17 protein-coding genes are annotated in these 24,699 nt (G+C 49.0%); 12 read left to right on the forward strand and 5 right to left on the reverse strand.

The window, feature by feature from the left end; translation table 11 throughout:
* Positions 1 to 217: 217 nt before the first annotated feature.
* From FJD32_RS03565 to dsrO, 3 genes are read right to left on the reverse strand one after another with little or no spacing between them, the layout of a single operon-like run.
* On the reverse strand, positions 218 to 3,325 hold the full coding sequence (locus FJD32_RS03565) for a tetrathionate reductase subunit A (RefSeq protein ID WP_140907235.1): 3,108 nt from the start codon (positions 3,323 to 3,325) through the stop codon (positions 218 to 220).
* A gap of 50 nt (positions 3,326 to 3,375) precedes the next feature.
* Entirely contained in the window at positions 3,376 to 4,470 is a 1,095-nt protein-coding gene (nrfD, locus tag FJD32_RS03570) for an NrfD/PsrC family molybdoenzyme membrane anchor subunit (RefSeq protein WP_140907236.1), read from the reverse strand.
* Positions 4,460 to 5,215, reverse strand: coding sequence for a sulfate reduction electron transfer complex DsrMKJOP subunit DsrO (dsrO, locus tag FJD32_RS03575; protein ID WP_140907237.1), 756 nt, complete (start codon positions 5,213 to 5,215; stop codon positions 4,460 to 4,462). Before dsrO ends, nrfD begins: the two co-directional genes overlap by 11 nt.
* Positions 5,216 to 5,420: 205 nt before the next feature.
* On the opposite strand from dsrO, the gene FJD32_RS03580 reads away from it, so the two are divergent.
* From FJD32_RS03580 to FJD32_RS03615, 8 genes are all read left to right on the forward strand, one after another.
* A complete protein-coding gene (locus FJD32_RS03580) occupies positions 5,421 to 7,358 on the forward strand; it encodes a PhnD/SsuA/transferrin family substrate-binding protein (protein WP_140907238.1) in 1,938 nt (645 codons plus the stop codon).
* Entirely contained in the window at positions 7,355 to 7,966 is a 612-nt protein-coding gene (locus FJD32_RS03585) for a response regulator (RefSeq protein ID WP_037421928.1), read from the forward strand. The genes FJD32_RS03580 and FJD32_RS03585 overlap by 4 nt, the downstream gene beginning before the upstream one ends.
* Positions 7,967 to 8,192: 226 nt before the next feature.
* Complete coding sequence (locus FJD32_RS03590; protein ID WP_140907239.1) at positions 8,193 to 11,864, forward strand: ATP-binding protein; 3,672 nt, start codon at positions 8,193 to 8,195, stop codon at positions 11,862 to 11,864.
* A gap of 8 nt (positions 11,865 to 11,872) precedes the next feature.
* Positions 11,873 to 12,526, forward strand: a complete 654-nt coding sequence (locus FJD32_RS03595) for a hypothetical protein (RefSeq protein ID WP_037422308.1) — start codon at positions 11,873 to 11,875, stop codon at positions 12,524 to 12,526.
* Positions 12,527 to 12,568: 42 nt separating this feature from the next.
* Positions 12,569 to 13,789, forward strand: a complete 1,221-nt coding sequence (locus FJD32_RS03600) for a phosphoenolpyruvate carboxylase (protein ID WP_140907240.1) — start codon at positions 12,569 to 12,571, stop codon at positions 13,787 to 13,789.
* A complete protein-coding gene (locus FJD32_RS03605; RefSeq protein ID WP_088586674.1) occupies positions 13,777 to 14,649 on the forward strand; it encodes a Wadjet anti-phage system protein JetD domain-containing protein in 873 nt (290 codons plus the stop codon). The genes FJD32_RS03600 and FJD32_RS03605 overlap by 13 nt, the downstream gene beginning before the upstream one ends.
* Before the next feature lie 391 nt (positions 14,650 to 15,040).
* The gene (locus tag FJD32_RS03610; protein WP_037421938.1) at positions 15,041 to 16,285 is read left to right on the forward strand and encodes a dicarboxylate/amino acid:cation symporter; all 1,245 of its coding nucleotides are present in this window, start codon (positions 15,041 to 15,043) and stop codon (positions 16,283 to 16,285) included.
* Between the two features lie 294 nt (positions 16,286 to 16,579).
* Positions 16,580 to 18,286 carry a methyl-accepting chemotaxis protein gene (locus FJD32_RS03615; protein ID WP_037421942.1) on the forward strand — a complete coding sequence of 569 codons (1,707 nt, stop codon included), beginning with the start codon at positions 16,580 to 16,582 and terminating at the stop codon, positions 18,284 to 18,286.
* Positions 18,287 to 18,397: 111 nt separating this feature from the next.
* On the opposite strand, the gene FJD32_RS03620 is transcribed toward FJD32_RS03615, so the two are convergent.
* The gene (locus FJD32_RS03620; RefSeq protein WP_011073724.1) at positions 18,398 to 18,886 is read right to left on the reverse strand and encodes a TIGR00645 family protein; all 489 of its coding nucleotides are present in this window, start codon (positions 18,884 to 18,886) and stop codon (positions 18,398 to 18,400) included.
* 625 nt (positions 18,887 to 19,511) lie between these two features.
* Between FJD32_RS03620 and FJD32_RS03625 the strand changes: the two genes are divergently transcribed.
* The 4 genes from FJD32_RS03625 to FJD32_RS03640 all read left to right on the forward strand — a co-directional run bounded on the left by FJD32_RS03625 (position 19,512) and on the right by FJD32_RS03640 (position 22,614).
* On the forward strand, positions 19,512 to 20,081 hold the full coding sequence (locus FJD32_RS03625) for a hypothetical protein (RefSeq protein WP_099457458.1): 570 nt from the start codon (positions 19,512 to 19,514) through the stop codon (positions 20,079 to 20,081).
* Positions 20,082 to 20,944: 863 nt separating this feature from the next.
* A complete protein-coding gene (locus FJD32_RS03630; RefSeq protein ID WP_047532948.1) occupies positions 20,945 to 21,331 on the forward strand; it encodes an Imm41 family immunity protein in 387 nt (128 codons plus the stop codon).
* Between the two features lie 92 nt (positions 21,332 to 21,423).
* Positions 21,424 to 21,753 carry a hypothetical protein gene (locus tag FJD32_RS03635; RefSeq protein ID WP_140907241.1) on the forward strand — a complete coding sequence of 110 codons (330 nt, stop codon included), beginning with the start codon at positions 21,424 to 21,426 and terminating at the stop codon, positions 21,751 to 21,753.
* A gap of 618 nt (positions 21,754 to 22,371) precedes the next feature.
* Positions 22,372 to 22,614: a hypothetical protein gene (locus FJD32_RS03640; protein WP_047533641.1), complete on the forward strand. Its 243-nt coding sequence runs from the start codon at positions 22,372 to 22,374 to the stop codon at positions 22,612 to 22,614.
* 888 nt (positions 22,615 to 23,502) lie between these two features.
* Here FJD32_RS03640 and FJD32_RS03645 read toward each other — a convergent pair.
* Positions 23,503 to 24,495 (reverse strand): class 1 fructose-bisphosphatase, encoded by a 993-nt coding sequence (locus FJD32_RS03645; protein WP_140907242.1) that lies wholly within the window; start codon positions 24,493 to 24,495, stop codon positions 23,503 to 23,505.
* Positions 24,496 to 24,699 lie beyond the last annotated feature (204 nt).

Genomic DNA, 24,699 nt, shown 5'->3' on the forward strand with positions numbered 1-24,699 from the left:
TTTGGCAAACTCAAAAACGGCTATGCGACATAATGCCCAAAAATCTGAACCACATGGATAGTGTTAAATATAGCTAGGATTTTAGTCGTTGCTTGATTTCTGAGTCATTTATTAACAAGTAGAATACTCCCAAAGAGTTGGGGTAGATCATTTTTTATAAAACGGGGCAGGATAAATTGATAGCCAAGGTAACCTCCTTGTTACCTTGGCTTAGGGGTTAAGCGATTTTCTCTATCTTGGCGGGAAGTCCTTGCCGCGCCGATGCACCGCTGGCCCAGTCCACCAGCGGATAGCGCCCATGGCGGCTTGGGTCGAACAGATTCAAGTCGTTCATATTGACCCCGACGCGGATCAGCGGATTGGCGGCAATCTTTTTATTATCGATGACTATATCCCGTGCGCCTAACTCCTTATGGCCATAACCGTGTTCGATGGCAATGCAGTCGGGATGCACGCCCGCCACACATTCCACCAAGGCCACCACACTGCCATTTGGCGTGCTGATCTTGACCGTATCTCCGCTCTTGATGCCAAAACGTGCGGCAGTTTGCTCATTGATGCGCACCGGATTATTGGGGTGCACCTGGCGCAAACGGTCCGAACCTATGCTCATCGAACTCATGGTATGCGACTTATAACTGCTGATCAGCAGCGGCCACTGTGACTTATCGAATGCTTGCTCCAAGGGGGTACCGTTGGCGAGCGCAGGGTGATAACGCCGTGGACAGCCACTCATATATTCACCGCTCAAGCTGTTGCGCCGACTGCCGACCTCAGGGTTCCACAGCATTAAAGGTTTTGGCCAAACCTTGCTGGGGTTGCCCGCCTCGTCACGCCCGGCGCTGATATTCTCAAAGCGGCCGCCACGGGCAAATAAGTAACTGACTTTTTTGACTTCTTCGGGTTTGAGTCTGGCATTGAGTTCCGCTTGAATGCGCCCAACACCACTGAAGTACATATCTTCGGCATTGATATCGGCAACGGGTTTACCAAGGTAGGCCACGTTTGCCGCGCCGTAGAGCGAAAAATCGGCCGCGCGGCTCAGGGGATGCAAACTGCCATCGGCGGCCTTGACCGCATTGGCGCCAAAGCCGGGCAGATTGAGCTTTATCGCCACTTGGCTAAGGAAGGATTCCATACAAATCACATCGCCATCGGCGGTTTTGGCGACCCTCGGCTCGACAATCGGCCAGCGCCCGGTGGCTTCTTTGGTGAGTGTGCCATGCCACGCGGCGCTCCAGCCCCAAGATTCATAGGTTAAGGTGTCGGGCACTATGTAGTCCGACAGCGCCGAGGTCTCATTGATAAAGCTGTCGATGCTGATAAATAGCGGTAATACTTTAGGATCTTTTAATTGTGCACCAATGGCTTCGCCGAGACCCGCCTGACCATAAATCGGGTTACCCATATGGTTGATCCACGCCTTGAGTCGATAGGGATAACCGTGCACCGCCGCAGTTAAATGCTCACCGAGTAGGGGCGATGAGATAGGGAACCAAGGCTCCTTCGACGGATAGGGCGACTCTCCCGTCTCGACTTTACGGCGGTATTCAGAGGTTTTCTCGTAGGGAAACTTAGAGCGGGAAAGGAATACGCCCTTAGGTTCGACCATGCCGTCAAACTCCTGCAAATTGTACCTTGGGCCAGCTCCAAAGGCGGGGAAGGTGCCGCCCTTAGCCATAGCGCCGCCCTTAAGATTTAGGTTACCAATCATGGCATTAAGCATCATGATCGCCCATGCACTGTAAAAACCGTTAGCACTCATGGTGCCGCCGTGGGAAATCACCGCCGCCTTAGTGCCGTGATCTGTGAATTTGTGGGCTAGGGCGGCAATTTGCGCCTCGCTAATATCGCACTCCTTGGCGTAGTCGTCCATCTCGACGCTGCGCGCGGCTTCACTGAGCAGCTGAAAACTCGATTTCACCCTCAGCTCGCCCTTTGGCGTATTCACGATTTGCTCAACCTCAAGTTGCGCTTTGGCGCATTGTCCGGCGGGTAGGATCTGCCCAGTAGCGGCATCGACAACCAGTGGTGAGTCTTGCTCGCCGTAGGCTTTACCTTCGAAGGGCAGGCCGAGATCACTGGCATACAAATATTGGCCGTATCTGGGGTGATTTGGTGTGCTGATGATTAAGAAGCTGGCATTACTAAAGCCGCGATAACCCGCAGCTTTCGCCGCCTCTGCATTGGGCGCGGTCAAAAAGGCACTGGCGTAGCGCTGGTTATCGATAATCCAGCGCAGCATGCCCATGGCGAGGGCAGAGTCGGTTGCGGGGCGGATCGGCAGCCAAGTATTGTTGCCCGCGCAGGGCTGGTTCGAGGTGTTGGGCAACATGGGCGACACCACCACATAACTGAATTCTCGCCCGTCGACCCGAGCGTTGGCCAACTGCCGTGCTTGGCGTTTAAAAGGATTGCCGGATTGCTGCGGCGAGGTGCCGATAAACAGCAGAAACTCGCTATTGTCCCAATCGGGCTTAAGATGAGCGTATTTCTTTAAATCGTCGAGCAGGGCACCCGCACCTGCGCGATAGGTAAAGCCGCAATAGGCGCCGTGGTTGGCAAAATTTCGTGTACCGAAACTATTGAAGGTAAAGCGTTTAATGATGACATCGCGGCCCTCATCCGAAGCGTTCGACACCAATAGCTGGTTGGCCTTGGGGCCATATTCAGGATTATTGGCATCGAGTGGTGTGCTGATATCGCGAATCGCTCTTAAGCCTTCGACACGGCCTTCGCCAAATAAGTCGCCGCCATCGACGACCTCGGTCAGCAGTTGCTCGAAACTGATGCTTTGCCATTGACCACTGCCGCGCGGCCCGACCCGTTTAAGGCATTGGGTAACGCGATACGGGCTATCTAGTTGTTCTAACATGGCATTACCACGAGCGCAGGCGGTAGAGCGCCCTTGTAAGCCTTGCTCTTGATAGGCACTCAAGCCCACAAAGGCGGTTTTGATCGGCGTATCGAAGTCGATATGTTCCCGCGCAGAGAGCGGATGATAGGGATTGCCGCTGATGCGGAGAATTTTATCTGTCTTATTGTCGATACGGGCGCGCACGCCACACTTGGTCCAGCAACCGAGACACATCGTATTGGCGATGCGTTGTTCATCGTTGCCAATCAGCTGGCCTGAGGTTAAATCCACTTTATATTCAGGGGCTAGCGAATTGCCATGGATGGGATCTTGGGTGGTTTTTCCCGAACTGCCATTCACGACCCCTTTGCCCATTTGCGCTAAGGTATGGCTGTAACCTGCGGCAAATAATCCCACGCCACCCGTCACAGCTGCGCCTTTGATAAAACGACGTTTACTCTTATCCATTACGGACTCCTTAATGCGGTAACTTTTCTTAATATGGACGGTGCTGTGGCTCAAGAGGCCAACTGAGTTGAGCGTGGTTGATGGCGAATAAATTCAGACACTAACACCATCAGTGCGAGCCAGAGGCCAAAGGTGCCAGCGATACCTAATAGGCCCTCTGGCCCCCATGGCAATTGATAGAAATAAGTGCCCGCGCCGTATTTAGGGTCAGTTTGCGCTTGGATAAGTACAATCCAGCGAAATCCCCATGCCAGATGCACCGCCGTTAAACTGACGACTAACATCAATACCGAGGGGAGGCGGCGCACTGCCAATACCAATGCCAGCAAAGCGAGGGTAACCAATACCCAGATAGCGGCGAGTTGCCAGCTTGGGCTGCTGTCTAATAGCAACGCGGCTTCGTGCGCCGAGCCGTTATCGAATAAGGCCCAACCGATAAGACACAGGGCGAAGAGACCAAAGCTTGCCCTGACCCATTGCAGCAACCTGTCTTGGGTGCTGGCTTGATAACCGTGCAAAACACGATTGAGCAGGGCGAGAGTGCCGCAGGCGGCGAGTAGGGCACTGGTCGCCATCAATGGCGGCAACCAATAGGTATGCCAGAGCGGCCGCGCTTTGATCGCCATGGTTTCCATTCCGGTATAAAGCGCAATACTGCAGGCGCTTAGGCTAGCAATCAGTGCGATTGGCTTGATCCATTTATCGCTATCCCAGTCTCCTAAGCGGATAAGTTGGGCAATACGCCTCACCCAATCTTGGGACGATTCCCCGTGTGTCGAGGCTTTGGTTGGCAAGTATTGGCGCAGTAACAGCCAAGCAAAAAGGGCACTCGCACCGGAAAATACCGGCAGTAAAAAGGCGCCGTACCACATCCACGAATGCGGTCTGATTTGGGCATAGAAATGCCATGCCCGCAGCGGTTGGTGCAGGTCCGCAAGTAGCGCAATCGGCGCGACTATGCCGGCGGTAAGCATCAAACAGGCGCAGAGTTTGAGCAGTCTGGCATCTGTTTGTTTCGCACTGAATAAATGGATGGTCGCCACCCATACACTGGCGTAGGCCAAACCCATCAGAAAAAAGTATTGCACCGCCCAAGGCAGCCAAGTGATGGCAATATCGGGGGTAAAGATTTCTTTAATGACCATGGTGGATCTCCTCGCCAGAGTCAGTCAGTAGGGTGCGAACAGGGGCTTGGCCGTTGATACGATCTTCAAAGGCGCTGTTCATGCCGATATAAAATACTCTGGGGGCCGTATTGGCATCGGGCTTGAGTACCTTGATATCTGTCTTATTGGCTGTGAGTAACTGACTGATTTGACTATTAGGATCGTTCAGATCGCCAATCACCCTCGCTTCACCAACGCAGGTTTCGACACAGGCGGGCAGTAGTCCAGCTTCGAGCCTATGGGCGCAGAAGGTGCATTTATCGGCACTGTTGGTCTCATGGTTGATAAAGCGGGCATCGTAGGGGCAAGCCTGCACACAGTATCCGCAACCGACGCACCATTCGTTGTTGACGACCACAATGCCATCTGGGCGTTGGAAGGTGGCTCCCGTGGGACAAATAGGAATGCAAGGCGGGTTCTCACAGTGATTACACAGTCTTGGCAGCATTAAAAATGCGGGTGGCGTGGTAGCATCCTGTTGTGACACTTCGTATTGCTGTACCGTGGTACGAAATTGCCCCAAAGGTGGCAGGTTTTCGAAGGTGCATGCCACGGTGCAGGCTTGGCAGCCGACGCAGCGGCGCAAATCGATGACCATACCGTAGCGTTTGCCTGTAGGTGCAGGTTCAGTCTGTTGTGCCTGCACTTGCACGACGGGAATGAGCGCGGCGCCGACACTCACACTGGCCATTTTTCCGAGAAACTGACGTTTACTCTTGTCCATAGGATTTCCTTCACTCTTACAGATAAAACGGGTCGAAGACCGCGGGTTTAGCGTTAAGCGCATTCTGTAAAAGGGGAGGCGGCATCTCTATAGTGGTTTTCCACATATCGGATAGGGACTTGATCTAGCGCAATAAATATCAGTTAGAATGACCTTTAAGAGTTTAGGGGTTATTGTTTAGGATTGAATCTTAAAGCTTAGGAGAATGGATACAGTGTTGGGTTTTGTCGTATCAACCAATGGCTGGAGAATGGCGGTGAAACTCGTCATCGTATTGTTTAGCCTACTGAGTATCTCAGCCATGGCAGAAGTTTTGGCCACTCAAGATAAAACTGTAGGCGCATTAACTGTTGCTCCTGCGGGAGAGTTGATGGATGAAGCTGGCGCAAACTATCAAGTGGTCGATGTCGGCGTATTGGCAATACGGGGCTATAAGAGCACAGTCAATCGTTGGCAACCTTTGATGGGCTGGCTAGAGTCGCAAATACCTAACAGTTACTTTAGATTGCATCCCTTAAGCCTTGAAGAATTAGCCAAAGGCGTTGAAACCGAAGCTCTTGACTTTGTTATCACTAACCCTGGGCAGTCGGTGATGTTGGCGCGGCAATTTTCCCTGTCTTGGCTCGCTACCCTTCGAAGCCCAATCAATAATGGCGCTGCGATGCAGGTGGGGTCTGCGCTGGTGGTCAGAGCCGATTCGCCCTATCAGACCTTAAAAGATCTTAAGGACAAGCGACTCGGGATTGTTTCTAAAAATGCCTTCGGCGGTTATCTCACTTTAGTTTATGAGGCGCAGCTTAAGGGGGTAGATTTACCCCATTTTGTAGGAGAAATTATTCCCTTAGGTTTTCCACTCGATAACCTTATTTATCAGCTCGGTGCGACAGATAAGCCAAGCGATAAATCCCCAAGTTTAGATGCGGCAATTGTGCCCGTATGTCAGCTTGAGCAAATGCAGGCCGAAGGTTTGATCAAGCTGCAAAATTATCGGGTGCTCGATAATCAGGCGCCTGCGGGGTTTCATTGCCAAGTCTCGAGTCGGTTATATCCCAACTGGTCTATGGCTAAAACCAACCGTGCGACCCAATCCCTCGCAAAACAGGTGACTCAAGCCCTACTAGCATTACCCGAAGACAGTCCCGCCGCTAAAGCCGCCGAATCTGCGGGTTGGACCACGGCCGTGAGTCAACTGGCGATAGATCAACTGCTTAAAGATCTGGATATGCATCCACTGCAAGCCCCTTGGTGGCAGCGGGCATGGCAATGGGTAAAACTACATCAACATTGGGCTTGGTTTGCGTTGACCATATTGGTATTGCTCAATGTCTACCACTTCTGGCTCGAATACCGCTTTAGCCGCCGCGGCCGAGAGTTAATCAATACCCAGAGGCAGCTCAGTGAAAACCGTGCCCTGCTGGAGCACGCTCAGCGCATTGCGATTGCGGGGGAGCTTGGGGCTAGCCTCTCCCACGAACTCAACCAACCTTTGGCGGCGATTGGCCATTATTGCCATGGCGCCGAGGTACGTTTACAGCGTGGGACCAGCCCTGAAGAATTACAATCCGTGCTGACTTTAATCCAGCAAGAAGTCAGCCGCGCCGACAGTATAATCAGCCGTTTACGTAATTTATTGAAAAAGCGGCCTGTGTCTAAGCAGCCTCTGTATTTACATCAGTTAGTGAATGATACTGCGCCGCTGCTCGCCTATGAGCTGGAGCAGCATCATATCCAGCTTTCAACCAATGTGAGTGGCGAAGCCTATCAATTGCCTTTAGATGAAGTGGGCATGCAGCAACTATTGCTCAACCTTTTGAAAAATGCCGCCGATGCCTGTGTGCAACGCCAACAGAGCGAGGCCGATGCGTCGAAACCCTATCAGCCCACGATTGATATCGACCTGCGTTACCAAGAACACAAGCTACTGCTCACGGTCACAGACAATGGCACAGGTTTAACTGAGGATGCCAATCTGCTGATGCAAGCCTTTTATTCGACTAAGTCCGAGGGCTTAGGGCTAGGGCTGGTGATTTGCCGTGATATCGCCGAGAGTCATGGTGGCCGTTTTAGTCTCGAAACCGCTTTAAGTGGCGGCTGCCAAGCGCAGGTATCCTTACCCCGTAAGTTTGATGGAGCACCAGCATGAGCCACGAATTGCCCGTGTATTTAATCGATGATGATGAGTCGGTGCGCCGCTCGCTGCGGTTTATGCTCGAAAGCTATGGCTTGAATATCCGTGACTTTGATAGCGCCGAGGCATTTTTTGCCGCCATCGATTTAAGTCAGCCGGGCTGCGCCTTAGTCGATGTTCGTATGCCGGGCTTAAGTGGGCCGCAGTTACATGCGCAATTAGTGCAGCACAATAGTCCGCTGGCGGTAATTTATTTGACTGGCCATGGCGATGTGCCCATGGCGGTGGAGGCGCTAAAACGCGGGGCGGTGGATTTTTTCCAAAAACCCGCCGATGGCGCTAAGCTCGCGGATGCTGTGGTAAAAGCCTTGGCGAATGCTAAGGAGCATTATCAAAATAATCAATATCTTCAGACTTATCAGGCGCTCACACCGCGGGAGCGGGAAATCCTTACTCTGATCGCCAAAGGCTATAAGAATCAGGAGATCGCCGATACGCTGTGCATCGCCATGCGCACAGTCGAAATTCACCGTGCGAACTTGATGAAAGGCATGCAGGTCAGCTCGCTCGCCGAGATGATGTTAATCTACGGCCGGATTGCCGATCGCCTTCCCCCCGCATAAAACTCCCCTTTGTTGGGGCGAATTGGCGTATCCTTGGCCGTTTGATGTGAGCTAACGCATTCAGCCCTAGGTGCTTAATTGCCAAGGCTCGACGATTGCCTTATTTTAGGGGCTTAATTTTAAGGCCACGATTTTTAACATCACCATGTTTGAAGTTCGATGCCGCTTTTGGATGACCTTATCGTTCGCTTTTACATAAGGTGCTCCCGTTTGGATAAGGAATGAAATGCCAAGCTTGATTCGTATTGTGCTGATTGATACGCACCTTCCGGGCGTTGTGGAACTCGCCCTCAATGGCCATACCAATATTTGTGGTACTAACGCCTCGGGTAAAACCACGCTACAACGTTTAGTACCGGTATTTTATGGCGAATATCCTAGCCGCGTGGTGCCTTCAACCCGTGACAGTTTCGAGCGTTGGTACTTGCCACACGATTCAAGCTACATCATTTACGAATACCAAAAGGCCGATGGCTTGCTCTATCAAGCCGTGCTCGCCTCGGCGGGTGATGGCAAAGGCGTGAACTACCGCTTTATCGCCAAGGGTTTTGAGTTAAGTGATTATATTAAATCGCAAAATGGTGACACTATTTTATGTCACAACATGGCGGAACTTGGCCGTGATTTAAAACGCCAGGGCGTAGCCACCACCAACTTGCTCAACACCCGCGAATATCGCGCGATTATTCAAAACGATCGCACTTTGTTAAGCACGGGCAGCAACCGTAGCGAACTGCGAGCCTATGCGCGCCAATTTGCCCTGTGTGAAGGTGAGCATTCACTGCGCCATATCGAAAAACTCGCTAAAGCGGTGCACTCCAAAGAAGGCAAAATGGAAACGGTCAAATCCATGATCGCCGCCATTTTAGAAGAAGACGGGGTAAATCCACCTAGCTCACGCCTCAATCCGCAACGCGTTGAGGCGTGGATCCGCGAGAGTCAATTAATCCAAGGCTTTGAAGTGATCCGCCCCGAGTTTGAAAAGCTCGAGCAGGAATTTAACCAACTGCTCAGCGCCGAGATGCGTCTCTCGAGTCTGTCCCGTGGCTATCGCAATGATGAAACCCTAGAGGCCGATCGGTTAGAGATCCAACAAACTCTGTCTAAGGAGCTGAATTTAAAGCTTCGAATGTTGGATGACGAATGGAAAGAAGTGCGCGATGAGCTTAACCTCGACCTATCCGCCGCCAAGGGTGACGTAGCCAAGTGCGAGTACGAGTTAGATGCCATTGAAGATCAGCACGGCGCCTTTTTAGATGCCAATATCGAGCAAGCTAAGGCCGACCTGGATATGCTGCCAAACTGGCGCGCTGACATGGAAAACTTAAGCGAGCGCCATAAGTTACAAACCGAAAAACACCAAGATATTGAAGCGGCTTACAATGCCCGTCGCAGCAAAATTGGCGAGCAGTTAAACCGCGAGCTCGAAGGTTTGCACGCCGAACAGGACAAACAGCGCGAAGCGCGCGATAAGCAGCGTGAAGTGGCAAGAGCCGATCTCGATGCCCTCGAAGCCCAATGGCGCAGCCAAATGGATGCGGGCAAGGCGAGCTTTAGCGAGCAGGAATACCAATTCAAACTCAATGCCGCCGAGCTTAAGTTACGTGTCGATGGCGTAACCTACACCGAGGAAGAAAAGTTAAGCCTTGCGATTTTCGACGAGCGGATTCACCGCGCCGACGAAGAGCAAGAAAGCTGCAATACCAAGGTTGAGCGCTTAACGGGCGAGGAGCGTAAATTACGCGCCAAACGCGACCAAGCCAACGAAGCACTGCGTATCGCCAGCCTGCGGGTTAACGAGCGGCAAACCGCGCTCGATGAACTGCACCATATGCTGTTCCCGCAATCCCATACTTTACTTGAGTTCCTGCGTAAGGAAGCCCAAGGTTGGGAGCAAAGTCTGGGTAAAGTGATTGCGCCAGAGTTACTGCACCGCACCGATTTACACCCAACGGTCACGGGCGAGAGCGACACTGTGTTTGGGGTGCATTTAGATCTTAAAGCCATTGATGTGCCTGAATATGCTGCCTCCGAGCAGGAGCTGCGTATTCGTTTAAGCAAGGCCGAAGAAGCGCTGCAAAGCGCGCAGGAATTACAGGCTGAGGCCGAATCACAGCTGGTGGCGATTAACGGTGAGCTGGATAAACTCAGCCGCGAACTCACCTTTGCTCGCACGGCTTACAAAAATAGCCGCGATGATTTACGTCGTCTGTTCGATGAAAAACGCAGTGAGCAGGATAAGATCAACAAGGCGCTGGCCGAGCGTAAAGCCTTTGCCCAGCAGCGCTTAACTCAGCTCGATGGCGAGCTAAAGCAGCTTAAGCACCAACATCAGCTCTGGCTCGAAGAGCAAAAAGAGCAGGCGCTCGAAGCGCGGATGGAAAAACAAGCCTACTGGCAGGAAGTCATCGGCGCGCTCGACAATCAACTCGGGCAAATTAAGGCCACTATCGACGCCCGCCGTGAAAGCGCTAAGGCCGAGCAGAAAGCCTGCGAAACCTGGTACAAAAACGAGCTTAAATCCCGCGGTGTGGATGAGGACAATATCCTTAAGCTCAAGCAACAAATCCGTGAGCTGGAGACCAAAATCAGCCGCGCCGAGCAGCGCCGCAGCGAAGTACTGCGCTTTGACGATTGGTATCAACACACTTGGCTTATCCGTAAGCCCAAGCTGCAAACCCAGTTAAGCGACGTTAAACGCGCCGCCTCGGAAATCGACCAGCAGCTTAAAGCCAAGACCCAAGAGGTGAAAACCCGTCGCCAACAACTCGAGACCGAGCGTAAGGCCTCGGATGCGGCGCAGATTGAAGCCTCTGAAAACTTAACTAAACTGCGCGCCGTGATGCGTAAGTTGGCCGAGCTGAAACTGCCCGCCAACAATGAAGAAGCCCAAGGTAGCCTCGGCGAGCGTTTGCGTCAGGGCGAAGATTTACTGCTAAAACGCGATTATTTGATGGGCTCGGTTAAGCAATATGTGGAGCATTTCGACTCTGTGATTGCCAGCAAGTCAGGTTCAGGCTTAGCCGAAACCTGGGAGCGTGCCCGCGAAGAGTCGAGCTTTATCAACGACAAAGGTATTCGCCTGCTGGATTACCGCAAGCTTGTGCCGCAGCTTGAACAGCTACTCAATGTGATTGTGCCGCAATCCATTATGGCGCTGCGTGAACAGGGGCGGATCTTCGGTGTTGATTTAACCGCCTTTTACGATGTGCTGGCCGATATCGACCGTCGTATCGCTTCGCAAAGTGCGCGCATTACCCGCGAAGTGGGCGAGGAGTTATTCCTCGATGGCGTATCGGAATCTGCGGTTCGTATTCGTTCTAAGATCAGCGAATTAGAGTTTTGGCCCGAGCTTGAGCAGTTTGTTAAAGCCTTCAAAAATTGGAAAGCCGATGGCTTTAATGGTCTGCCCGATGAGGAATACACCAACAGCATGCGCCGCGCCTTGGATATTATTGGCCGCGCGGCACTGACGGGTGGCATTTCTAAGCTACTGGAAATCGAGCTGCGCCTTAAAGAGGGTAACAGCGACCTGATTATCCGCACCGACAGACAGCTGAACGAATCCTCCAGCCACGGTATGGCTTATTTGATCCTGTGTAAGTTCCTGTTGGCATTTACGCGCTTGTTACGTGGCCGTGCCGATGTGACCATTCACTGGCCGATCGACGAGCTTGGCACGCTGCACCACACCAACGTGAAGAAGATTTTCGATGCCTGTGGTAACAACAATATCAGCGTGTTAGGCGCTTTCCCGAACCCAGAGTCAGAAGTGCTGAACCTGTTTGAGCACCGTTACATTATTAATAAACAAACTAAGAAGTTGCAGGTGGTGAAGCCCAAAGCCAATCCGATTGCCGATTTGTTGAGTAAACGCCTGAGCAAGGAGGCCATCTAATGAGTGCCATGAATGAATCTAATCAAACCGTCTTAGTCGGCACGGGCGCCATTATCGAACTCTTGCTCAAGGGCGAATTTATTTGCCGCACCACCAATGAAGATGGTTGGCGCGCATTGAAAAATAACAGCACCCGCGAGCGGGTCGAGGCTTATCTAAATCAAATCAACCGCACCGTGGCCTCGGCCGCCGAGGGTGATGTGTTTTTCTGTGGTTATTTGCAGTTAGGCGAGAGCGAGCGCAAGGTGATTTCATCGCAGTTTAAGGATATTTGTCAGGCACTTATTCCTATGGTGGAGTGGCTGGTATTAGTGCAGGAAGCCAGCGGCCAAGATGCCCCCTTAAGCGAAGGTGCGCCAGTACGGTTAACCGAGCTGCAAAGCCGAATTGAAGATACGCCCGCGTTTCGTGAGCAGTTGGCCAAACTCAGCCAATACCGCTTATTCGGCTCAACCAGTACCAATAGTGATGCGCAAATTAAGTTAGTGTTCAAACGCTTAGTGGAGCTTGGCTATCTGGTGCGCCCTAACGTTGAAAAACAAATTTATATCGCCACCGGCAAGCTGGATTATCTGTACGAAGTGATCCGTTTTATTGACGAAACTGAAGGCCTAAGCCTAGAGGCGCAGGCGGAAACGGCGACCCAGCGGGATTTACTATGATGCTTTGGACAATCATCCGCGGTGTAAACCAAGGAGGCCATGATGAGCAGTAACTTACATCAGGCTGGGGTTAAGCTACTCAAGCAGTTAGGCCGCCATGCTGACATCATTATGGACGCTTATTTAGCGGGCTCGCTCAATGAAGATGCCCATGATCCCGCCGTGGTTGAAAAACTCAAACAGGCAGGGATTTTATGGCGCCCAGAGCCAGATCAAGAGCTGCGCCTTAAACGCTCGGTGCGAGCCTTGCTCGAAGAAGGCTTAAGTGATGAGCGTAATCGCCAAATCGACTCCAACGTCGGCTCGGCGCTCGCTACCATTAAAACCTTGGCCGACCATTATAAAGAAGCGCGCCACAGCTCAGATTACAGTGCTGCCGAGGCGTATCTGTCTGATTTAAGTGAGCATGTGTATAGCTTTGCCGACAGTTTGCGCTATTCGATCCGCGTGTTGTGGGGGCGGATCAATAACGAGTTCGGTTATGTCGGTACCATTAACGCTAAGATCCGCGAAAACGAACTCGCCCAGAGCCAAGTGTCTGAATTGCTAAATGGTCTGGAGATGTTCCAGTTTAGCGAATTAGGCGAAATCGCCGGTGATATTCGTGAGCTGCGTAAGCTGCTGGTGACCACCTTGCAGGAAACCATGAGCGACTGCGCTCAGGAGCTCAGTGTGGTGCAGGGCAGGTTGTTGGAACTACTCGGCCGCTTTAGGCAAATTCGCGGCCGTACTCGCTTGCTTAAGGGCTGGTTACTGTACACCGATTTGCATCCGGATTATCGTCCTGCGGACCATGTGTCCCACAAGGAAATCCCGAGTCTTTTCAATCGCGCCGAAGTGTTATTGGCACCAGCGTCTGTGGATGTGCATAACGCCAGCCAAGAGCTTGAGCTGATGAATATCGTCGCCCATATCAAGTCGATTAGTCGTCAGGGCATAGTTGAGACTGTGCGCGAGCATGATGTCAGTGTATCGCTTACCCAAAGCGAAGACTTTGATATTCCTGATAATCCACTCAAGCAAGCGGTCGACACTTACTTTGTCGACGTGATTGAGTCGGGCTTACGTCAGTCGGCGCTCGATTACTTAGCCGAAAAAGCCCTGCCATGGGATGCCGAAAGCTGGATTTATCAAGTAATTGGCGGCTACGAAGGCTTACCCGATGAGCATAAGGCTTACTTTGAGTTAGAGCCCTTAGGCGAACCACACCCCATCTACAGCGGTAACTTTATTATCCGCGACGTGGAATTATGGCTCGCCTAGGTAAACAGCAGTTGCAACTCTTGGAGAGCGTTTATCTTAATCGCGCTCCAAGGGTAAAACTTAGCCCGAATTGGCGAACGATTTACCGCGAGTTAGAGGTAGGCGAGCTGGATGGTGCGGAAAAATATTTGTGTTTTGCGCCAAGGGATTTTGAGTTGCTGCGCCAAGGTGTATTGGCAAAAGAGGGCGTGGATTTACAGGCACTGGACTTTAATCTAGACCGCATCGCCATGTCCGCCCAAAGCCAGAATGAGAAGCTGGCGAACATCCGCCCCGAAGCCGAGTATGTTTTGTTGAAGTATCTCGGTTTTGAATCGCCGCCCTTGGTGATGTCTGCACGAGCCTCGTTACGTACTCCCTTAGATGAAGCACAACAGCTTTGCCATGAGCTTGATGTTAACACCATCTTAGTGGTTGAAAACCTGGATATATTCGATGCAATAACCCAAGCGCGCTTACCTGCCGAACTTAGCCGCATTATGGTGATTTACCGTGGCAGCGGCCACCATTCCCCCATTGGTGTGCGGCAGTTTTTACAGGCGATGGCGGGTAAAATGCCGATTATTGCCTTTACCGATCTCGACCCCGCAGGGCTGCAAATTGCCCATACCTTAACGGGCATGACCCATTGTATCGTGCCGCAGTTAGCGCTTTTTGCGCCCAGCGAGTTACTCGCTATCCCACAGATTAATTCCGCTGATGACTTTGCTAAGCAAGCGCCTCAGGCTAAATATTTACAGTCAGCCGACTTAAAAAATTGGCAGCAATTAAGCCGTTGGTTAACTCAGCAACGAATTAGCATTAAACAGCAGCACCTGCTGTCACATCGGCTTGAGCTAGTGCTACTGGCATATTGTTAGTCGTTATCCTTCCCCATCTCTCTGTTAAGTTTGATATCTGTAGTTTTTAATACTATTTAAAGCATTTATTCAGTTTTTAAATCTAGTCTTATTCGGTATCAATCGATTAATTGTGTTTATTTGGTTTAAATAGTGTTTAATTTTTGATTTTTTTAACTTATGTATTAATAGCGTGATTATTAATTGATGATTTTATTTTTGTTATAAATCATAGTAATACAAAATTTTTGTGATGAATTTGGCTTAATTTAAAATGAAATAAGTAAATTTATTCATTGAATTTGCTGCCAGCATGTTTCACTATCCCCGCCTGAACTTAAAAGGGAATGGCGATGTTGCTCATTAGGGAAGATGAATATCAAAAGATGAGCTATCTGGGAAAACGATCAGCATGATGAAATCACTTTCGACACGGATCTTTATCGGTCTATTTGCGGGACTTATTCTTGGCACTTTAGTGCAGTATTTTTTAAACGATATTGGCTTTTTTTCAGGCAATTTAGTCGAATTGGCTAGCGGCGTCGGCACTATGTTCGTCAACATGATCATGATGTTGGTCGTACCTCTGGTATTTGTCAGTATCGTTTGCGGTGTGTGCGAGTTGCAGGACTTAAAAAGCTTTGGGCGCCTTGGGGGCAAAACCTTCGGCTTTTACATTATTAATACTGTGGTCGCCATCTCGACCGCTCTGTTAGTGGTGCTACTGCTCGACCCTGGTAAAGGCGTCGATATGAGCAGCACCGATGGTGTCGCCATTACCGCGACTGAACTCCCCAGCTTAATGGCGCTGTTGATTGATATTGTGCCGCGTAATCCGGTAGCGGCTTTTATGTCGGGCAATATGCTACAAGTGATCTTTATGGCGCTGATGTTAGGTGGGGTGATGAAGTCCCTCGGCGAACATGTGGCTGGTGCGGTACAAGGCTTTCAAACCGCCAATAAAATCATGATGAAGCTGATTTCTGTGGTGATGAGTCTTGCGCCTTTCGGGGTGTTTGCGCTGATGTTTAAGTTAGGTGCTACCTTAGATGCCGCGGTATTTATGAGTGTGCTCGAATACCTAGTGATCATTCTGGCCCTGCTGTTGTTGTGGATTTTTGTGGTCTATCCGTTGGCGGTCGGTATGTTTACACCGATTTCGGCCAAGACCTTTCGGGCGAAGACGCAGGAACAAGTGCTGTTTTCACTGTCTACCGCCAGCTCCAATGCCACGATTCCTGTGACTATGCGTACCTTGACTGAAAAACTCGGGGTTAACCGCGCAGTGGCTGGCTTTGGCGTACCGCTCGGGGCGACCATGAATATGGGCGGCGTGGCGATTTATATCACGATTGCGATTTTCTTTGTTGCCAATGCCTTCGGTATGCCAATCACCAGCGAGCAATTGCCATCGCTGCTATTTAGTATCTTTTTATTATCGGTTGGCGCGGGTGGGGTACCCGGTGGCGGTATGGTGATGATTGGCGTGTTAATCCATCAAATGGGCTTGCCGATTGAAGCCTTTGCGATTGTGGCGGCGCTGGATCGCATCATCGATATGGTGCTGACCTCTTGCAACGTAGTGGGCGATACCGCGGTATTGACCATAGTCGATCAAACCGAAAAAGTGCATGAGCTTGAGTTAGCCAAGAATTAACGTCCTCAAGCATCTTTTTAAATACTAAAGCCACTGATTAAAGTGGCTTTTTTGTTAAATAAATCAGGATTGATATTGGTCTATTTACTTGCCTTTTGTTGTTGCGACAACAATCAATCCTCTGAGCTTGTTCAGCCTAAATACGGCCTTTATTTGAGCTAAAAAGTAGCTAGTCCCAAGGTGAGTTGTTACAAATCCATAGAGTACTTTTATCAAATTAAAAGTGGCTAAATAAATGAAACTTCAACCATACTGATTTATACGCTTGAATCACTTGGAATATTAGGAGGCACCATGGCTGGATTTTGGCAGACAGTCGGAGGCCGATTACTCAGCATTCCGTTACTCGCATTGTTGGGCTTTGTGGTATTGGGTCTAATGGAGCTAAATACCCTTAACCAGAGTTTGATTAAGGGGAGGGAAGATCGTGTTGTGGCGATTATTGATAGTGGCCTGAGCGTCGTTAAACATTATCAAGCTCTGGAGCAAAGCGGTTCGTTAAGCACTGAACAGGCGCAGCAGCAGGCCATGGCGACCATTAAGGCCATTCGTTATGATGGCGCGGAATATATTTGGATTAACGATACCGGTCGGCCTATACCCAAAATGGTTATGCATCCAACGGTATCGGCTCTGGACGGTACCGTATTGGATCGGCCAAACTTTTATCACGCCACCTTAATGCGTAACCGTGATGGCAGCCAACAACAGCCCCTCAATAATGCTAACTTGTTCGTCAGTTTTGTTGACGTGATCACCCGTTATGGCAATGGCTTTGTTGAATACCAATGGCCTAAACCCATAAAAGGCGGGGGAGTAACCGAGGAGCGCTACGCTAAGTTGTCTTACGTGGCTAAGGATGATAAATGGGGTTGGGTGCTGGGTTCTGGTCTTTATATTGATGATGTTAAGGAGGCCTTTTGGGCGGTGGCTATCCGAGTTGGATTAGTTGTCGTGGTTATTATGGCGCTGACCATAGGTGTGTCGTTATTTATCCGTCGCTGGTTATTACAGGCACTCGGCGGAGAACTGGCGACAACAAAAGCACTGGTACAGCAGGTCGCAGCAGGGGATTTTTCGGTGAACTTTGGCTTGAAAGCGGGAGATCACGATAGCCTGTTAGCGGCATTAAGTGGTCTTATCAAGCAATTACGCAATATTATCGGTCAACAGTCGTCGATGGCAGAGCAATTGGTCGAGCAATCTGAAGCGCTAGATCATACCAGCCAACAGACACAGCACATTTTACAAAATGTGATGGATCAAACTGCCCAAGTCGCCACCGCGGTAAATGAAATGACCTCGACCTGTGAGGACATGGCTCGCAGCGCGACTATGGCCGCTAAAGCGACAAGGGACGCCGACAATGAAGCTCAAAATGGGGTAATGTCCGTCGGGCAAACGATAACAGCGATTGATGCGCTTAAACTGAAACTGGAGCAAGTCTCTGATGTGATCGGGCAGTTATCTAAACGTGGTGATGAAATCGGCGCGGTCACCGATGTGATTGGTGCTATTGCGGAGCAGACGAATCTATTGGCTTTAAATGCTGCGATAGAAGCGGCACGTGCTGGCGAAATGGGGCGGGGTTTTGCGGTTGTGGCAGATGAAGTTCGCACCCTTGCTAGCCGCTCTCAAGCGTCAACTCAGGACATTAATAGGCGTATTCAAGGGATTCAGCAAGACTCAGTCAACGCTGTGCAATCAATGGCGCAAAGCCGAACCGAAACAGAACAAACAATTGCCTGTTCTCAACGGGCCAATGAGGCACTAACGCGTATTAACGCCGCGGTGTCGAGCATTACCGATGTGAATGACCAACTTGCTAGCGCAACAGAACAACTGGCCGTTGTGTCGGGGACGATTAATCAGAATATGGAAAATATTGCGCAGGCGGTAGAAAACACCAATATCAAATCTTCAGAATTATCGACTGCTAGCCATCAACTGCGGAAAATGGCTAATGAGATGAAAACATCTCTGAGTCGTTTTAGGTTATAAAGGGCTGATAACTATAAATGTTGATGGTGCTGCTAAGCCAATACCAGGCCGAGCCTAGGCTGGAGTAAAAGGGGCGGGAACTGATGCTAACCTCCCGCCCGTGTTGCATGCTTATTTGCGGGTCATTTTATCCAAATAGCCCATGGCAAAAGCGGATAATACAAAGGTGATGTGGATTAACAGGTACCACATGATTTTGTCGTTATCGATGTTCTTCACATCCATAAAAATTTTCAGCAGGTGGATCGACGAAATTGCCACAATCGACGCCGCCACTTTGTTTTTCAGTGAGCCTGAATCTAATTTACCCAGCCAACTGAGCTTCTCACTGTCTTCGCCCACATCCAGTTGCGAGACAAAATTCTCATAGCCAGAAAACATCACCATCACAATCAAGCCGCCGACAAGGGTGATATCAATCAAGGACAGGGTCACCAGCACTAAATCCACTTCAGTCATCTCAAAAATGATCGGCAGAATATGGAAGATCTCTTGGAAGAATTTAATGCCTAAGCCCAATAGCACTAGACTCAGCCCTAAATAGATCGGCGCCATAATCCAGCGTGATGCATACATGAGTCTTTCAAATATTTTTTCCATTTGGAGTAAACCCTTAGTGGTTAAAGCACAAAAATAGAATCTATGATGCTAAAACAATAACATACTGGGTTAACGCCGCGCTATCGGCCAATCGCAAAGGCGTGAGGTATATGCGGCTAAGCCCAAGTTGCGGGCTTAGCTGATTTGGTTTTTGCAGTCTTACAGCCAAGGTGAGTTAGGTTAGTGGGGTTAACTATCCCATCTTATCCCTTGCGGCTTCTGGCTAAAGCATTAACTCATTGCCTGCCGCAGGCTTTCGCACTGTTACACCAGTGACTCGCTGTAAATACGTCCCTGTAAGCTCTACTAAAACATCCTGTTTTAGAAGGTCACTGGTGCAACAATGCCAGTTTTGGTGTAACCATTGAGTGAAAAGTTATACTTGTGCTGTTTTTTGATGCCTCGCTCACGCAACGAACGTCAATGCCCTGCGGCAACTTCGCAGGGGATGGTGAACTTCTTTTGCCTTGGTGTTAGCTGTTAGTCCTAAAGATTTGTGCCTGCCTATCTTTCCCCTCTCCTGTTTTTTGAATGACATTTGTCATCCGTAATTGCTGACAACTCACACTGCCGTGATTTAGCGGATGCAAGGATACTTAAGCCATACCAACAAGGAGGCTTAATCATGCAACATCAATCACTGGATCAACAACTTATCGAATACCGCCAAAAACGTGCTTTAGCTATGCCCTTATCAGGCATGATTGTATGGACGCTATTGTTTATCTTGAGTTTTATTCTGCCAGCATCGCAAATGGTGATGACAACATTTATCGGCACGGGTTCTATTGTCTATCTTGCTATGGGAGTCTCGCGTCTCACCGGTGAAAATATCTCCTTCAAGAAAAGCACTGATCGTAATTGGTTTGAAACAGTGTTTTTGGCTGCCATGGGGATGAGTTTTTTAACCTTTAGCATCAGTATTCCCTTTTTTATGGAAAACTATTTAGCCTTGCCCTTCGCCCTTGCAGTACAAACAGGGTTAATGTGGTTAGTTTTCGGCGTGTTAGCGGCGCAAAAGGTGGCGATTGTACATGCGATTGTGCGCACTGTGGCTTGCGTGGCTGCCTTTATGTTGTGGCCTGAGTTGAGTTTTCAGCTTCAACCTTTGATTGTGGTGGTATGTTATGGGTTTTCGATTCCACTCATGGAACGTCGTTGGAAGATTCAGCAAAATCTTTGTGTTGCAAGTTAGTTGGGCGTTTCAGTTTCCAGTGACGTGTAGAAGAGCAATACGGCCTTCGGCCGAGGTCGGTTAAAGTCGTGGGGCTTCACCCCCCTGATTTTTTAATAAAGAGTCGACCAAGAGGGGATCAACAGCAATTCCCTCTTGGATCTTTGTTAACAAGAGTCCTTGCCGAACAACGTCCATGTCTAACTGCCAGTTCGCCATCCGTGGCCCTCGTTCGTAACGCTGCTATGCAGCTCTCACCCTAGCGAAGTTACATGCATTGACTCTCTATTTATAAAGCAGGGCTTCGTGCTTATTCGAAAATAGCTAACGCTTCCGATGGTTCCGCTTTACATCCATGTAAAGCCCTCCAGTTCGGCAGTCCCTGCCTCTCGCTCATAAGCGCGAAAATCACCGATTTTCATTCGCCCCTGTACTTACGAAAGCTAGCCGGTCATCTCTGACCGGACTCACGCAATTTATTCCAACGCCCCGCGCAACTTCGCAGGGGATGGTGAACTTCTGTTGCCTTGGTGTTAGCTGTTAGTCCTAAAGATTTGTGCCTGTCGTCCCATCTTTCTGGGAAATTTATAAACTAATTTTAAAGCGAGCCTAAAAAGGTATCGGTTTTTGCTTGGGTTTTTATGCAATTAACTGAAATTATTACTCTTTCACTTTGTCTAATACTACTTACCGCGCCAAAATGTTTCTCGGTAAATAAAGTCTCGATTTTCCTGGATGAAAAATGTTGAAAGTCCACTGATACTGATGCTAACTTATTGTCATGATTAATTTATTTACTCGTTTATTCCCATGTCTAACTCTATACGGAGTGGGTTTTATTAGAAGTGCGGGTAATACACTGTTAGGCATTTCAGGAAGAATTGATGCATTCCGAACTTACGAGAAATATTCCGGGCAACACGAGATGGGAAGGCTCTTTTTATGAGCGACTTACCGAGTACGGTGAGTGGGACTCAAAATCTTTTTGGGCACTTCATTTTGATTTGTTGGAAATTGCTAAACATCAGAATACCGATTTACCTGTTGAAAGAGAGCTGGCATATATGCTTTTGTATCTTCAGCAAAGAGTTCTCAATTTGATATCAGCCCACTTCAATAAGAACGATGTATTTGAGATAAGTAATATTAACCCAGAGCAGCTTTATGAATTTAAGGAACGTTTCGAAATGGCTATATTGGGAGCAATTTCAGGCGAAGTTTTATCAGAAACATCATTTGATCTAGTTAATCCATTGGTGAAAAATGCCTAACAAACGCAGTCACAATCGGCCACTGCGTGGCCTGGACCTCAACCGCTGCGCGGGTTTCGGCCTGTGCTGCGAGCGTTATGTGGTATTCAGAAATGGCTAAAATTATCAGCGCTGCACTAGGAGCTTTAATGTGCGGTTGCGCAGCTACTAAGCCAACAGAACTTGAATTAAACTTCTCGTATCAGGATAACTACGATTATTTTGGATACATTACAAATTGGGTTAAAAACCTGGATATACCTCCGACTCCCGAAAATACAGACGGAGCAGAGAAGGATTTTTCACTTTGTAAAAATGATACGAAGGAACGCTTAATTGATAACAAAATACCAAGTCGTGAAGTCCAACTGGCGTTCATTGTGGAATGTATGTCTAAAAAGGGCTGGTTCCTTTCTGTCGACACTTATATGGTTACAAGGTAAGCCACATAATGTTCTGGTCTAATCCCATCGGACACTTAATTTTGAGACAGTATGGTCAATAAATTAAGAGGTCTATATGAGTCTGAAGAAATCACATAAGAGTTATCCCTAGGCATTTAAAGATGAAGCTGTCTTTAAAAGTTGTGACAGGCACAGATTTTTAGGGATTAATAGTTTGTACTGTGGCTACAGAAGTTCATCTTCCCCTGCGAAGTTGCCGCGGGGCGTTGATGAAAATCGAGTGACGCAGACAGGACGTCTGCGTAGCTTTCGGGGAAGGGGTAAATGAAAATTGGTGATTTTCGAGCTTATGAGCGAGAGGTAGGGATTGCCGAACTGGAGTGCTTTACATGTATGTAAAGCGGAATCTTCGGAAGCGATAGCAAATTTGGCAATGAGCACAAGGGACTTTCTAAAAATTTGTGCCTGTCCTATCTTTCCCAAAATGCTTCTAGGTTAATAAGGTCTCGATTTTTCTGGATGAAAAATGTTGATAGCACACTGAGGCTGATGCTAACTTATTGGCATGATTGAATTATTTATTCGTATCATTCCAATATCCAACTCTATACAGTTGGGTTTTATTAGAAGTGGGGGGAATACACTGTTATGAGTCTTATGGATAACGAAAAATATAAGAATTATCTAGGTGATCTCGGAACGATTGCAAAAGAGTATGCGCGTGAATCGATAAGCGAACATAAGGCTGCAAAAGGAACTAGTGAAGAAGATTATAAAACCGGCTATATGATGGGGTTCCATCGTTTCATTACGTTAATGCAGCAGCAAGCAGAATCATTTGATATACCACTAAAAGAAATCGGCTTGGCTGATATAGATGAAGGTGACTTTTTTAAGTAGTCCCCAACACATAACAAGGCCCAAGCAGCATCGCTCCTATGGGGCTGGACCTCGCTACGCTCGGCCGCTGTTGGCGGCGTTATAGGCACATTATGAATCGAGTCGGCCTTTTACTCTCTAGTATATTTCTCATATTTGGGTGCTCAAATGAGCCTCAAGAATTGACGCCTGAAATGCGAGAGCTAGCTACGGCTACCGTGGTTAAATATCTAAATGGTCACAACCTTCCGAATGAAAATCTAGAAGTTTCAATTTCTCAAAATAGAGATATTGCTGACTTCTCTTTTATGTATAAAGGCGGTGGCCGATGCATAAACTTTATTGTTAAGTGTTATGGTAGTACTTGCACTGAACTCCAGTCCTATCCCTATGATAGACATGGCGAAAAGTGCCCATAACAAGTATGAAAGATCGGACTGGTACAATTCTTTCTGAATTTACAGTCCACACTGTAGCTACAGAAGTTCACCTTCCCCTGCGAAGTTGCTGAAGGGCGTTGAAGAAAATAGCGTGACGCAGACAGGACGTCTGCGTAGCTTTCGGGGAAGGGGCGAATGAAAATCGGTGATTTTCACGATTATGAGCGAGAGGCAGGGACTGCCGAACTGGAGGGCTTTACATGGATGTAAAGCGGAGCCATCGGAAGCGTTAGCGATTTTTGAATAAGCACGAAGCCACTAACCAATGCATGTAACTTCGCTAGGGGCGGCAAGGGAGATCCAAGAGGGAATTGCTGTTGATCCCCTCTTGGTCGGGTGTGGGTTGAAGACCCACGACTTTCTCGGCCATTAGGCCGCATTTTAAAATGAATGTCGCATTCCGCGACAATAAAAAAGCCACTGCGGTCAGTGGCTTTTATCATAAAAATCAGAATCTAAGCGATTTGCCTTAGTCTAAATCAGGTTCTTCACTGTAATCGATACCATGGTAGCTTAGGCAAGCGTCCACTTCATTGGCGCTACCGAGGATAACCGCTACGCGTTGGTGAATTTGCGTTGGTTGAATATCCAAAATGGTTTCATAACCGGTAGAGGCTTTACCGCCAGCTTGCTCGACTAACAAGGCCATTGGGTTGGCTTCGTACATTAAACGCAGCTTGTATGGCTTTTTCGGATCTTTATTGTCGGTTGGGTAAGTAAAAATACCGCCGCGAGAAAGTACGCGGTGTACGTCACCGACCATGGCGGCAATCCAGCGCATGTTGAAGGATTTTTCGCGCGGGCCAATTTTGCCTAGCAGTAAATCGGCGATATAGGTCTGCATTGGCGCTTCCCAAAAACGTTGGTTCGACATGTTAATGGCGAATTCTTGGGTGTCTGGGCTGATGCTCATGGCCGCGTTGGTCAGTAAAAATTCGTTGGTTTCTGGGTGCAGGGTAAAGAGTTGCACGCCTTGGCCTGTGGTGAGCGCGAGCATGGTTGATGGGCCGTAGAGCACATAACCTGCGGCTAACTGATTGCGACCCGATTGCAAAAAGCTTGTTTCAGTCAGCTCGCCAGCAGGGGCGGGCAGGACTGAGAAAATTGTGCCAACAAGTGAGTTGATATCGATATTCGATGAACCATCTAGAGGGTCGAAACATACCAGATATTGACCACTGGCGCTGACTTCAACCACATGATCTTCTTCCTCAGAGGCTAAGCCGCGCACTGTACCGTCGGCTTTTAATGCATCTTTGAGCATATCGTTGGTGATGATATCCAGTTTTTTCTGGGTTTCACCTTGCACGTTTTCCTGTTCGGTCGCGCCTAACACACCGGCTAAGGCACCGTGACGCACGGCATGGCTGATGGCTTTGGAGGTGTCGGCTAAGGTCAAAATCAGTTGCGCGAGGGATTCGTTCACTGCCTTTGAGGTTAAGTGCTGGGCAAGAGTCTGCATGTTAGGTCCTTTAGGGGTTCAACATTGAGGTCAATTTCATTATTTGCCGCGAATAATAACTCAGTTAGTCGACAATTTCAGCGATGTTGCTGCGGGTTTTAATCAATTTAAGCCAAGAGGGTTATCCCTTTGTATCAGGCTGAGTGAGTTATCTTGAAAATTAAGCTAACTTAAGGAGTTTGCCTGCTAATTTGTATCTGTATA

Source organism: Shewanella sp. LC6, from assembly GCF_006385735.2.
Taxonomy (GTDB): Bacteria; Pseudomonadota; Gammaproteobacteria; order Enterobacterales; family Shewanellaceae; genus Shewanella; species Shewanella xiamenensis.